This is a genomic window from Histophilus somni 2336, from assembly GCF_000019405.1.
Lineage (GTDB): Bacteria > Pseudomonadota > Gammaproteobacteria > Enterobacterales > Pasteurellaceae > Histophilus > Histophilus somni.
Genome location: NC_010519.1, coordinates 1,094,560 through 1,108,699, shown reverse-complemented (window position 1 = coordinate 1,108,699; position 14,140 = coordinate 1,094,560). Strand labels below are relative to the sequence as shown.

The window sequence follows — 14,140 nt, the reverse complement described above, 5'->3', positions numbered from 1 at the left end:
TATGTCAGCCAGCGTTTTTAACCGTTGTTGGTCAAAAGTTATTTTGGAAACCTTGAGCCGTCAAGGTGTTTCTCATTTTTGTATTGCACCGGGTTCACGCTCCACACCACTTACACTAGAAGCTATCCGTTTACAGGAAAACGGACGTGGCACCTGTCATACTCATTTCGATGAAAGAGGCTTAGGATTTTTCGCATTGGGAATTGCTAAAGCGAGCAAAAAACCGGTTGCTGTAATCGTTACATCCGGTACAGCAACAGCTAATCTTTACCCTGCAATTATTGAAGCACGCCAAACAGATGTGCCATTAATTATCTTAACTGCAGATCGTCCTCCTGAATTGCTTGAGTGCGGTGCTAATCAAGCTATTTTGCAACAAAATATGTTTGCACAATACCCGATAGCCAGCATAAATCTGCCTCGTCCAAGTCAAAACTATTCTGCTCAATGGCTAATTTCAGTTTTAGATCAGGCTTGTTTCCGACAAAAGCAAGGGGGCGTTATTCATATCAATGTCCCTTTTGCTGAACCGCTCTATAATGCCAATAATGATGAAATAGATCTTCATCCTTGGCTCAGTAATATTCAATCTTGGCTAACACAAAACAAAAATTGGATTCAACATCAAGAACAACACACGGAAGTTATTACACATAAATATTGGGATCAATGGCGAACCAAAAAAGGCATAATTATTGTTGGACGCTTACCTTCCGAACAGGCAATGGGAATTGCTGAATGGGCAGAAAATATGGGGTGGATAATGATTACAGACATTCAATCCCATGTTAAACCAACCCTACCTTATGCAGATATTTGGCTGGCAAACCAAACTGTCAGAAAAAAACTGTTACAAGCTGAAATCGTCATTCAATTTGGCTCAGGATTTATTGGAAAGCGAATTAATCAATTCTTAGCAGAATTTAAAGGTGAATACTGGATTATTGAAAATAATCAAAAAGCTGTTGATCCCTATCATCATGCTCATACACGTTTCAATGCTAAACCGCATCACTGGTTACGAGCCCATCCGCCAATGCGGAAAAAACCTTGGTTACTTGAGCCTTTAGCATTGGCTAAATTCTGTGCGGACTTTATCAAACAACGTGTAGGTTCAAATTTAAATGAAGCCTCATTGGCACATAATATTGAATTATTACTACCAAAATCTAATAGCGTTCTCTTTTTGGGGAACAGTTTATTTGTACGCCTTGCCGATGCACTAAGCCAACCTTCCGCCAATTATCCAATTTACACTAATCGTGGAGCAAGTGGAATTGATGGTTTGCTTGCGACTGCGGCAGGAATTGCTGTTGGTTCCGAACAAACACTGGTAGCAATGATTGGCGATACTTCCACGCTATACGACTTAAACTCTTTTGCATTATTCAAACAACTAAACCAACCGGCAATTATCTTTGTCATTAATAACAATGGTGGAGCAATCTTTGATATGCTTCCTGTTGATATCGCAGTGAAAGAAAAATATTACCGTATGTCGCACTATCTTGAGTTTTCACATATTGCAGCTATGTTCGATCTCAAATATGCTCGCCCTTATACTTGGGCTGATCTGGCTACGGTACTTAAACAAGCCTACTCACGCCGAGAAACGACCATCATCGAAATTAAAATCAATCCAAATGATGGTAGTAATATCTATAAAGATCTTATTGACAAAATTGGTCATGCATTAATCGGTGTTTAAGAGGTATAGCGTATGATGCCGATCTTAGTTTTTTTACATGGATTACTTGGAACAAAACAAGATTGGCAATACATTATCGAAGAACTTAAAAAAAATCTACCGCACTTTTCCTCACAATCTTATCTATGTTTAGATCTGCCCTTTCATGGTGAACAAACAAACTATCACATAGAAGATTTTGAACAAAGTGCACAATATCTATCCCGACAAATTACCGCAAAAATTGCCGATAAGCCTTATATTCTCGTTGGTTACTCATTGGGGGGACGTCTTGCCTTAAATTACGCACTGCAATCTAAATATCCACAAAGTAAACTTGTTGCACTTATCTTGGAAGGTGCAAATTTAGGCGTAGAAAATGAACAACAACGCCTTGAACGCTGGCAGAATGATTTGGCTTGGGCAAAACGTTTTAGCCAAGAAACTATGTCCAAGGTTTTAAATGATTGGTATCAGCAACCTGTTTTTGCTCACCTATCTGCACGAGAGCGAAAACAATTAATTTCTCAACGAAGACATCAATCAGGCCAAAATATTGCAAAAATGCTAATCGCAACGTCACTTGCCAAACAACCATCTTTTCATCAAAAAGTGCGGTCTTTTTCTCTGCCCATTTATTATTTCTGTGGTGAAAAGGATGAAAAATTTAAGAAAATGGCACAAGAAAATCAATTAAATTTATTTTTAATTGAACGTGCCGGACACAATGCTCATTTAGAAAACCCAATTGCGTTTGCAAATAAAATAGTTGAAATAATAAACCGCACTTAAAAGTGCGGTTATTTATCGCTTGAATTTAATGATGCTGATCAGTTGCCAATGGTTTTATACTTTCATCAAACTCAGGTAAAGGTTTGTGTTCACTGGCAATATAAGAATAAATTACGGGCAATACAAACAACGTAAATAAAGTGCCTATTGAAAGCCCTGCAACTAATACGATGGCAATGCTAAAACGAGATGCCGCACCGGCTCCCGATGCCAACAAGAGCGGAATTAATCCAGCAACCATTGCCGCTGTTGTCATTAAAATAGGGCGTAAACGCACTCTTGCCGCTTCAGTGATGGCATCAATTCGTGATTTACCCAAATAAAGTTGTTCTTCTTTTGCTACTTCACACATTAAAATACCATGTTTAGTAATCAATCCAACCAGTGTAATTAATCCTACTTGTGAGTAAATATTCAGGGTAACTCCTGATAACCCTAAAATTCTCATATCAGTTAATAAGCTCAAGAAGTTAAGTACCAGTAACGCTCCACTTACCGCCAAAGGCACAGAAACCATAATAACCAATGGATCCCGAATAGATTCAAACTGAATTGCCAATACTAAGAAAATAATAAGAACAGCTAACACGAAAGTTATTACTAACGCATTCCCTTCTTGTACAAGCTGACGTGCTTCGCCACGAAAATCATAGTTATATCCTTTTGGCAGTAACTCCGTCGCTGCATCTTTCAGCCATTGAACCGCATCACCTACTGAAACTCCCGGCATTGGAACTGCTTGAATTAATGCCGAGTTTAACTGACTAAATCTTGACAATGATGTCGGTTGTGTTACCAATTCCATGCTAATTAAGCTACTCAACGGAATACTTTTTCCGTTACTTGCGGATACATAGAAATTTTTCAAACTTTCCGGTGTTAAACGATCCGCTCTTTTGACTTGTGCTATAACCTTATAGGCTCGCCCGTCTATATCAACACGACTTACCGTAGCTGCGGATAAATAGCTCCCTAAAGTGCTACTAATTTGTTGCATAGAAACACCATAACTTCCGGCTTTTTCTTTATCTATGCTAATTTGCATTTCAGCGGTATCAAACTTTAAGTCGAGATTCGTATAAACAAATCTGCCTGATTCACGCATTTTCGCTAAAAATGCTTCTGCAACCGGTGCTAAATCACGATAGTTATTTGCTGTACTAATAACAAAGCCTATCGGTGCTCCGGATTCTCCCGTATCAATTTCAGGAAAATTAAAGGCAGAAACACTCACTTCCGGAATTTGCGTTGCCTTTCGATTCAACTCTTCTATAATCTCTGACTGACTACGACCATCTTCTTTATAATCTTTCAAGGTTACAACATTTAATGTATCGCTAGAACTTGGAAAACCGGCAATAGACATTGTAAATTGTACTTCTTCTGTTTTGTTCAGCAGATCAACATACTGTTTCGTTGCCTCCTGAGCATAATCTACATTCATATTGGAAGGTGTGGAACCAATAGCGATAAATGCTCTTTTATCTTCCGCTGGTGTCAATTCACTGGAAAGGGAAGTAAACAAAAATGGTAACATGGCAAAAATAATAGCAGCAAAAGTAAGCATACACTTACGGTTAGCCATAACTAAATTTAAAACATAAACATACCCATTGGTTAACCGAGTTAATGATTTTTCAATTTGCTGTTCCAAACGATTGGGTTTTGCATTATTGTTTAGTAACTTACTTGTCATCATTGGTGATAAAGTTAATGCTACAATGCCTGAAATAAAGACCGCACCTGCCAGTGTCAAAGCAAACTCTTTAAATAAAGATCCCGTAATTCCGCCCATTAGTGCCATAGGTGAATACACTGCAATCAATGCAATTGTCATAGAGATAACAGGTATTGCAATTTCACGAGTACCAATAATTGCGGCACGAAACGGTGTTTCACCGGCTTTAATATGACGATCCACATTTTCCAATACCACAATCGCATCATCTACCACTAACCCAATAGCTAAGATCATTGCCAATAGCGTCATCAAATTAATGGAGAAATCAAATAATTGCAAAATCATGATTACGCCAATTAATGAAATTGGAATAGTAATAATAGGAATTAAAATTGCACGTAAAGAACCAATAAATAGTAAGATCACAACCAAAACAATAACAGTAGCTTCAATAATAGTTTTGATCACTTCATTAATAGAACTATTGATAGCGATAGTACGATCATAAAGCAAATCAGAATACATACTGCTTGGTAAATTCTGTTTAATTTGTGCATACAATGGACGAACATTTTCCGCTACCGTTAATGGATTGGCTGTTGCAGTCGGTTCAATAGCTAAAACGACAGAATCAGCACCGTTTGCTGTTGCTCTTGTACTATCACTTTCTTTATTTAGCTCAACAGTAGCAATATCACGCAAACGTACAAGATTATCGTCTTTTGAATAAACAATTAAATTTTCTAAATCCTTAACAGAATTAGTGGTTGTCCCGACTTTATTTTTATAAACGGTGTAATAACCATCCGCACTTCCAGCCGCTGTTTGCACATTGTTAGCCGATAAAGCTGACATTACAGCCAGTGCGGAAAGATTTTGTGCCGCCATTTTTTCGGGATCCAACCAAATACGCAATGCGTATTGAGCCGCCCCGAAAATTTGAGCTTTCGCTACCCCTTCAATAGTAAATAACTGAGGCTTAACAACCCGTTCGATATAATCCGTCACTTGACTGGAATCCAATTTATCAGAATAAAAACTGATATACATAATTCCTGTACCACCTGTTGAAGATGAAATCACAGGATCTTCTATATTATGCGGTAATCTTGAACGCACAGAATTCACTTTCGCCAATACATCAGCTAAAGCACCGTTAGGATCTGTATTCAGTTTCATTTTAACTGTAATTATCGAAGAATTAGCCGCACTGCTTGATGACATATAGTCAATATTATCCGCTTGGGCAATAGCCTCTTCTAAGGTAGAGGTTACAAATGCCTGCATCAAATTGGCATCTGCCCCCGGATATACCGTTGCTACAGTAATTACCGTTGTCGTCATTTTCGGATATTCACGTACACTCAATTTTGAAATTGCTTGCAACCCTAAAATAATGATAAGCAAACTGATTGACACAGCTAATACGGGACGACGAATAAATATATCGGTAAATTTCATTGGATATATTCCTACCTAAAATTAAAGATTAGTTTTCTTGGCAGGTTGTTGTGTGCCTATTGTTTCTTTATCAACAACCACCACTAAACTACCATTGGTAATAGCTTGCTGACCGCCAACCACAATTTGGTCACCTGGCTTAATATCTTGCCCTTTTAATTGTGCATAAATACCCTGACGATCTTTAGTAAATACAGTAGTTTGTTTTACTCGATAAACCCTGTCTATACTGTCTTTATAAGCAAATTTTTCGTTATCAAGTAATGTTTTCTTGTCTTCCTCAGAAAGTGCGGTCAAAACATAGGCACTTTCACCATACATATTGTAGCTAATACCTACTTGCGGAATAACAATTTGATCTTTTTCGGTCGTCAATGCAACACGCAATCTCATAAACATACCGGATAGTAACTTACGACTGTCTTCATCTTCGAAAGTTGCTTGCACATCAATTAAACCGGTTGCTGCATTCACTGCTGGTTCAAGTGCGGTAATTTTTGCACCAAACGTTTCACCTAAACGTGCATCACTTGTTGCCGTCACTTTTTGTCCAATAAACAACTTTTCCAACTCATTTTGTGCAATAGAAAAATCAACTTTCATAGAACTTGTATCTTCAACACGTACAATAGGCGTTCCCACATTAACATATTGCCCAACATTCACTTTAACAATACCTGTAATACCGTCAAAAGGTGCAACAATTTTGCGACGCTCAATTGCTGCTTTTAAGGCGTTAATATTTGCTACCAACGACTCATAATTGGCTTTTGCATTATCCAATTCTTGCTGAGAAACACTCTTCGTTTTATACAAATTCAGATAGCGTTTATAGATTTGTTTTGCTGTGGTTAATTTTGCTTCTGATGCCTGTAAATTAGCTTGTTCAACAGAAATATCCAACTCAACCAACACATCTCCCTTTTTAACAGGTTGTCCTGATTGGATAAATATATTTGCAACAGTCCCTGGTGCTTGTGCACTCAAAACCGCACCTTGATTAGGTCTCACCAAGCCTGTTGTTTCGATAACAGGTGTCCAGGTAGTTGGTACAACTGTAATTGCCGTAACCGGTGTCGTTTTTTCGGGCATACCGGCTATCATCTTGCCAATAAGCATTTTTGAAGCAACTTTTAAACCGATCATAACGGCAAATAAAAGCACAATGATGCCCAAAAACAGTTTTAAGAAAAACACATGAGAACGTTTTGCTTTTATGTGAGTTTGAATACTCATGAGGACTAACTCCTAACGGAAAAAAATAAAATCTTTAACATTAAAAAATGTTCATCACCATACTGAATTACAGCCTCCGGCGTAGTAATTACACAAAGCGGATTTTTTTCGATAATCGAATAAAATATTACAAGAATTGAATAAACACTCGCCCATTTTAATGACTTTTTACTTATTACACAAATTGAATATAGAATTTAATTATAAAAAAACGGGCAATAAATTGCCCATTAATCTATTGATTTTTGCTGATTTTCTCAAACTCGGAAAAATAGGTAGGAAAAGTCTTTGCCGTACATGCAGGATCTAAAATAGTTACCGATGTATCTGATAATGCAATGAGCGAAAAACACATCGCAATCCGATGGTCGTTATAAGTAGCAATTTCAGCATGTTTAAATTTATCCAATGCAAGAGGCTGAATACGGATAAAATCTTCCCCCTCTTCAACCTCAGCACCGAGTTTACGCAATTCAGTTGCAATCGCCGTTAGTCGATCTGTTTCTTTTACACGCCAATTGTAAATATTACGAATAACCGTTTCACCCTGAGCAAAAAGTGCGGTGATTGCAATAGTCATCGCCGCATCCGGAATGTGATTCATATCCATATCAATCCCTTTTAACTCTGATTTTTCAACTTGAATAAAATCCTCTCCCCAAGTTACTTTTGCCCCCATTTGAGCCAAAACATCTGCAAATAAACGATCACCTTGAATGGAATTTCTGCCAATTCCCGTTACTTTAACCTTCCCTTTAATTGCTGCTGCCGCCAAAAAATAAGAAGCGGAAGAAGCATCCCCCTCAACCAAATAAGTCTGCGGAGAAATATAATATTGCTTACCTTTAATCAAAAAACGCTGATAATTATAATGCTCAACATTGATTCCGAAATCTTTCATCATTGCCAGCGTAATATCAATATAAGGCTTAGAAACCAATTCCCCCAAAATTTCAATTTCCATATCCCCCTCACCGAGAGGGGCAGCCATCAAAAGTGCGGTCAGAAATTGCGAAGAAATAGATCCGTCAATCTGTACCTTACCGCCGAAAATACCTTGATTACGAATAGCAAGAGGCGGATAACCATCATTTTCCAAATATTGAATATTTGCTCCGGTTTGCCGCAACGCATCGACTAAATGTTTAATTGGACGCTCTTTCATTCGAGGCTCACCGGTTAAAATAACCTCAGACTCCGTATCACCTTTTAGACAAAGTGCCGCTGCTAAAGGACGCATTGCCGTCCCTGCATTTCCTAAAAATAAAGATAATCCATTTTGCCATTGAAATGCACCGCCAATACCTTCAACAACACAAACCGTTTTATCATCAGATAATTGGTAATTCACACCCAATGCTTTCAGGGCATTCAACATATATCGAATATCATCGCTATCCAATAAATTTGTTACCTGTGTCGTTCCTTTTGCAAGTGCGGCTAATAACAGAGCTCGATTAGATAAGCTCTTTGAACCTGGTAAATTAATTTCGCCGTCAATGCGACTAATTGGAGATAACGTTAATTTTTCCATAAAATTATGTTGCTTTCTTAAGTTGTAAATAGGGATATTGCAAAAGTATAAATTACTTTTCTTCACCCAACAAAGACCTCGCCTAACACTTTTACTAATGAATCAAAAAACTTATCGTTTTCTTTCGGTAACCCGATACTGACGCGAAGATGATTCGGCATACCGTAACCGGCAATAGGGCGAACAATAACACCTTTATGTAGCAATGCTTGATAAATTTCATTTGCCGGACGTTTAAAATCAATAGTAATAAAGTTACCTTTAGATGGAATATAATCTAACTTTTGTTGTCGGCAAAAATTTTCGTAACGAACCATTTCAATACGATTATTTTCAGCTACTTTTTCAACAAAAGCATCATCTTGCATCACGGCTACCGCTGAAACTAAAGCAAGAACATTGCAATTAAAAGGCTGACGTACACGATTAAGTAAATCCGCAATTTCAGGGTTCGATACCGCATAACCGATACGCAAGCCTGCCAACCCATACGCCTTGGATAATGAACGAGAAACAATTAAATTTGGATATTTTTGTAAAAGTTTAAAAGAATTTAACCGCTCTTTTTCATCTGTAAATTCTGTATAGGCTTCGTCCAGCACAACAAGCACTTTTTCAGGCACTTGAGCAAGGAAATGATCTATTTCATATTCAGTCAAAAAATTGCCGGTCGGATTATTAGGGTTAGCGATATAAATTAACTTTGTTTTATGATTAATCGCCTGTAAAAAAGCGTCTAAATCATGTCCCCAATTTTTTGCCGGAATTTCTCGTGCAACAGCATTAATCGCTTTTGTCACCAAAGGATAGACAATAAAAGCATATTGCGAATAAATAATTTCGTCTGTTTCCGAAGCAAAAGTATGGGCAATTAATTCCAATAAATCATTTGAACCGTTACCTAAAGTAATTTGTTCTGGTTGCAAACCGAACTTTTTCGAAATCACTTGCTTAAGTTCAAACCCATTGGAATCCGGATAGCGTGTGAGATCATTTAACTGCTTTTGGATAGCTTGTTTAGCACTCTCAGGAAAACCGAAAGGATTTTCATTTGAGGCAAGCTTAATAATATTGCTAATCCCTAATTCACGTTCTAATTCTTCAATAGGTTTTCCCGCCTGGTAAGGAGACAGGGATTTTACGCCTTCGTTGGCGATGTTGATGTATTGCATAAAAATCCTTATTTGAAATTAATAACCGTTAAAGTGCGGTCGTTTTTGCTATAAAATTCTAGTTATTTTCTGCTTCAAATTTACGCATAAATTCAATTAATGCTTTAATGCCTTCAATCGGCATTGCGTTATAAATTGAAGCTCGCATTCCACCTAATACCTTATGACCTTTTAAAGCTTGCAATCCACAAGCTGTCGCTTCTGCAACAAATTTCGCATTAAGTTCATCATTATTTGTGGTAAATGTTACGTTCATTAATGAGCGATTTTTAGGTGCAACAACATTATGATAAAAATCACTCTGATCAAGAAAATCATATAATAATTTTGCTTTTTCCTGATTACGTTTTTCCATTTCTTTGACACCACCCAGTGCAAGCAAATGCTTGAATACAAGAGAACAAAGATACCAAGCAAAAGTCGGCGGCGTATTAATCATAGAACTATTTTTGCTTTGGACTTCATAATTCCAAATTGACGGTGTTTCTTTTCTTGCCTGACCAATTAAATCCTCACGCACAATCACAATAGTGATACCTGCCGGACCGAGATTTTTCTGTGCACCGGCATAAATTACGCCGAATTTACTCATATCAATTTCACGGGATAGAATATTAGAAGACATATCAGCAATCAATATCGCCTCACCTACATTTGGTACGTCAACAATCTCAACGCCGCTAATAGTTTCATTCGGACAATAATGAACATAATCATATTGTGAAGCAATGTGGCTAAAATCAAGTTCTCCTACTTCTAATTTCCCATCAAGTAAAATATTAATTTCATCAACCTCTGTAAACAAACGAGCCTCTTTAGCCGCAGTTGCCGACCAATGTCCGCTGGTAAGATAAAGTGTTTTACCTTTTTTATTGGCTAAATTCATAGGAATAGCAGCAAATTGCCCTCTTGCCCCACCTTGTAAAAATAAAACTTTGTAATTTTCCGGAATGTTATACAATTGACGAAAATCTTTTTCAGCTTGTGTAATCATTTCCATAAAATATTTACCACGATGGCTGACTTCCATCACAGAAGTACCCTGATCCAGCCAATTCAACAATTCTTGTTGTGCCTGTTCCAAAACAACTTTTGGCATCATTGCAGGTCCTGCACTAAAATTAAATACTTGCATCATATTTTTATCCTAATTGGTTTTATAAAAAGAATTTTTAATTTCTATCATCTCGTCACAGCTTAATCAACTAACTTTTAATAAATTTCTGAATTTTTTATAGCTCAAGAAAATTCCTAGAGAACACTTTGACGAATAAGGGAAAAAAAGTTAAATTAGCCGAAGTTTCATTTAATAAAAGAGAAGAAAAAAATGGAAAATATCAATAAACAATCTTTCCAAGAAGTTTTAGAGTATGTACGTATGTATCGGTTAAAAAACAAACTTTTACGCGACATAGACGACAATAATCGTAAAATTCGTGATAATCAAAAGCGTGTGTTGCTATTGGATAATCTGAATCAATATATCCGTAATGATATGAGCATTGCTGATGTGCGTGCGATTATTGAAAGTATGCGTGATGATTACGAAACTCGGGTTGACGATTATACAATTCGTAATGCGGAACTGTCTAAACAGCGTAGAGAAATTAACAATAAAATAAAAGAGCAAAAGAAAGCACATGCTGAATTATTAAAAACTCAAAAAAACAATCTTGCTAAAGTACGTTAAATTGATTGTTTGTGCATTTTTGAATAAGTCGAGTAAAGAGTGAACTAAATCACATTTATTTGACTTTTTTTTGCAATCAGCGTGATTTACATCACACTTTAAACCCAAAAAACATCTTAAAATGTGATCTGTATCACATTATTAAAATAAAACTTCCTTTAGAATACCCGCCCTTTAAATCAATTTAATACTTTTAGGAAGGAGTCCGAATGTCCATTGCGATTATCATAGCAACGCATGGTGTTGCGGCTGAACAATTGCTTAAAACAACAGAAATGTTGATTGGTGAGCAAGAGAATGTTGCAACTATTGATTTTGTTTCAGGCGAAAACGCTGAAACGATTATGACGAAGTATCAAGAAAAATTAAGTACAACATTAGCACATTGCGATGAAGTCCTGTTTTTAGTGGATACTTGGGGCGGCAGTCCGTTTAATGCGGCAAATCGTGTAATTGGTGATAACACTAATATGGATATTGTAACCGGTGTAAATGTGCCTATGTTAGTGGAAACTTTTATGGCACGTGACGATAACCCTAGCTTACAAGAATTAGTGAGCATTGCGTTAGAAACCGGCCGTGCTGGTGTTCGTGCTTTGAAATATGAAGAAAAATCGGCTGAAACTACCGCACTTTCACAACCAGTCCCTGAACAACCTCAAATCGCAGTCAAACAACAAGAAGGCAATCTCATTGTAGGTTTAGCTCGCATTGATGACCGTTTAATCCATGGACAAGTCGCCACTCGCTGGACAAAAGAAAGTCGAGTAACACGTATTGTTGTAGTCAATGATGATGTTGCCAAAGATCAAGTTCGCTCAACCATGCTGAAAAGCGTTGCACCTCCAGGAGTTACCGCACATGTTGTGAATATAGAAAAAATGATCCGTGTATATAACAATCCTGAATATGCAAATGAACGTATGATGCTATTATTCACTGATCCTACCGATGTTTTAAGATTGTTAGAAGCCGGTGTTGATATGAAATCAATTAATGTCGGTGGTATGGCATATAAAGACGGTAAAAAAATGATTACGAGTGCGGTGGCTGTTGATGATAAAGATATTGCCGCATTCAAAGCCATTGATGCGATGGGCATTGAATTAGATGTTCGTAAAGTATCTAACGACAGTCGTCAATATATGATGGATTTACTCAAAAAAAATAATTTAATTTAAGGAAGACATAAATGGAAATTTCAACTTTACAAGTCGTACTTGTCTTTATTGTTGCCTGTATCTCTGGTATGGGATCAATTCTTGATGAATTTCAAACACATCGCCCACTAATCGCTTGTACATTAATCGGTTTAGTCTTAGGTGATATAAAAACTGGGATTATCGTGGGCGGTTCACTTGAACTCTTGGCGTTAGGTTGGATGAATATCGGTGCGGCTCTTGCACCGGATGCCGCTTTAGCCTCCGTTGTTTCAACAATCTTAGTTATTGTCGGTGGACAAGATATTAGCACCGGTATCGCAATTGCTATTCCGTTAGCCGCAGCAGGTCAAGTATTAACCTATGTTGTTCGTGCGTTAACTGTCGGCTTCCAACATGCTGCTGATAAATCAATTGAAGACGGTAACTTAACCCGCTTAGATTGGATTCATCGTAGTGCACTATTATTACAAGCAATGCGTATTGCAATCCCTGCACTTGTCGTTGCGTTGACAGCCGGAACCGATGTTGTACAAGATATGTTAAATGCTATTCCAGCAGTCGTAACAAACGGTCTAAAAATTGCCGGTGGTATTATTGCGGTTGTCGGTTATGCCATGGTGATCAATATGATGCGTGCAGGTCATTTAATGCCATTCTTCTATGCCGGTTTTGTTATTGCAGCATTTACCGATTTCAACCTTGTTGCTCTTGGTGTACTTGGTGCAATCATGGCCGCACTTTATATTCAGCTTCACCCGAAATACAATCAAAGTAAAGTGGTACAAGTTGTAGCAAATAACAATAATGATTTAGATAACAGATTAGATTAATGGGAATCCAAAAAATGACAACAGAAATGAAAAAAGTAACCCAAAGTGATTTAAATGCCGTTGTTCTTCGTTCAAACATTTTCCAAGGTTCATGGAACTTCGAACGTATGCAGTCATTAGGCTTTGCCTATTCTATGGTTCCTGTGATCAAACGTTTATATCCGGATCCAAATTCGCAAGAACGTAAAGATGCAATTAAACGTCATTTAGAATTCTTTAATACGCAACCTTTCGTTGCTGCACCGGTATTGGGCGTTACTATTGCGATGGAAGAAGAACGTGCGAACGGTAAAGAAATTGATGATGCAGCAATCAACGGTATCAAAGTAGGCTTAATGGGACCTTTGGCAGGGGTCGGTGATCCAATTTATTGGGGTACTGCAAGACCTGTATTTGCTGCTTTGGGTGCAGGTTTAGCGATCAATGGAAGTATTTTAGGTCCTATTTTATTCTTCGTGCTATTCAATTTAGTTCGTTTAGCGACACGTTACTATGGTGTTACTTATGGCTATAAAAAAGGCTTGGATGTTGTTCAGGATATGAGTGGCGGATTGTTGCAAAAACTTACGGAAGGTGCCTCGATTCTTGGTTTGTTCATTATGGGGGCTTTAGTGCAGAAATGGACCAGCATTAATGTACCGTTAGTCGTATCCGTTATTGAAAAACAAGACGGCTCGATTGAAACAACAACTGTACAAAATATTCTTGATAGTTTGATGCCGGGATTATTACCGTTATTGTTCACTTTTGCCTGTATGTGGTTATTACGCAACCGTATTAACGCATTATGGATTATTACCGGTATCTTTATTATCGGTATTTTAGGTGCCGCAACAGGTATCTTAGCTTAATTTATCCGAAAACTTCTCCCTGCACGGGAGAAGTTTTTCATTT

11 protein-coding genes are annotated in these 14,140 nt (G+C 37.5%); 6 read left to right on the top strand and 5 right to left on the bottom strand.

Translation table 11 applies throughout. From position 1 onward, the window contains the following. Position 1: 1 nt before the first annotated feature. Positions 2-1,708 (top strand): 2-succinyl-5-enolpyruvyl-6-hydroxy-3-cyclohexene-1-carboxylic-acid synthase, encoded by a 1,707-nt coding sequence (menD, locus tag HSM_RS05020; RefSeq protein WP_012341772.1) that lies wholly within the window; start codon positions 2-4, stop codon positions 1,706-1,708. Between the two features lie 12 nt (positions 1,709-1,720). Continuing rightward, a complete protein-coding gene (gene menH / locus HSM_RS05015) occupies positions 1,721-2,479 on the top strand; it encodes a 2-succinyl-6-hydroxy-2,4-cyclohexadiene-1-carboxylate synthase (RefSeq protein WP_012341771.1) in 759 nt (252 codons plus the stop codon). A 25-nt stretch (positions 2,480-2,504) separates the two neighbouring features. On the opposite strand, the gene acrB is transcribed toward menH, so the two are convergent. The 5 genes from acrB to serC all read right to left on the bottom strand — a co-directional run bounded on the left by acrB (position 2,505) and on the right by serC (position 10,701). After that, the gene (gene acrB / locus HSM_RS05010; protein ID WP_012341770.1) at positions 2,505-5,621 is read right to left on the bottom strand and encodes a multidrug efflux RND transporter permease subunit AcrB; all 3,117 of its coding nucleotides are present in this window, start codon (positions 5,619-5,621) and stop codon (positions 2,505-2,507) included. 21 nt (positions 5,622-5,642) lie between these two features. Next, positions 5,643-6,857, bottom strand: coding sequence for an efflux RND transporter periplasmic adaptor subunit (locus HSM_RS05005; protein WP_012341769.1), 1,215 nt, complete (start codon positions 6,855-6,857; stop codon positions 5,643-5,645). Positions 6,858-7,092: 235 nt separating this feature from the next. After that, the gene (gene aroA, locus HSM_RS05000) at positions 7,093-8,391 is read right to left on the bottom strand and encodes a 3-phosphoshikimate 1-carboxyvinyltransferase (protein WP_012341768.1); all 1,299 of its coding nucleotides are present in this window, start codon (positions 8,389-8,391) and stop codon (positions 7,093-7,095) included. Positions 8,392-8,453: 62 nt separating this feature from the next. Further along, positions 8,454-9,563 (bottom strand): histidinol-phosphate transaminase, encoded by a 1,110-nt coding sequence (hisC, locus tag HSM_RS04995; protein ID WP_012341767.1) that lies wholly within the window; start codon positions 9,561-9,563, stop codon positions 8,454-8,456. A 58-nt stretch (positions 9,564-9,621) separates the two neighbouring features. After that, positions 9,622-10,701, bottom strand: coding sequence for a 3-phosphoserine/phosphohydroxythreonine transaminase (serC, locus tag HSM_RS04990; protein WP_012341766.1), 1,080 nt, complete (start codon positions 10,699-10,701; stop codon positions 9,622-9,624). A 189-nt stretch (positions 10,702-10,890) separates the two neighbouring features. Here serC and HSM_RS04985 point away from each other — a divergent pair, with 189 nt between their 5' ends. The 4 genes from HSM_RS04985 (at position 10,891) to HSM_RS04970 (ending at position 14,097) form a co-directional block, all read left to right on the top strand. Next, the gene (locus tag HSM_RS04985; RefSeq protein ID WP_012341765.1) at positions 10,891-11,253 is read left to right on the top strand and encodes a DUF496 family protein; all 363 of its coding nucleotides are present in this window, start codon (positions 10,891-10,893) and stop codon (positions 11,251-11,253) included. Between the two features lie 209 nt (positions 11,254-11,462). Then, complete coding sequence (manX, locus tag HSM_RS04980) at positions 11,463-12,434, top strand: PTS mannose transporter subunit IIAB (RefSeq protein ID WP_012341764.1); 972 nt, start codon at positions 11,463-11,465, stop codon at positions 12,432-12,434. Between the two features lie 11 nt (positions 12,435-12,445). Beyond that, entirely contained in the window at positions 12,446-13,246 is an 801-nt protein-coding gene (locus HSM_RS04975; RefSeq protein WP_011608765.1) for a PTS mannose/fructose/sorbose transporter subunit IIC, read from the top strand. Between the two features lie 14 nt (positions 13,247-13,260). Continuing rightward, complete coding sequence (locus tag HSM_RS04970; RefSeq protein WP_012341762.1) at positions 13,261-14,097, top strand: PTS mannose transporter subunit IID; 837 nt, start codon at positions 13,261-13,263, stop codon at positions 14,095-14,097. The last annotated feature ends 43 nt before the right edge of the window (positions 14,098-14,140 follow it).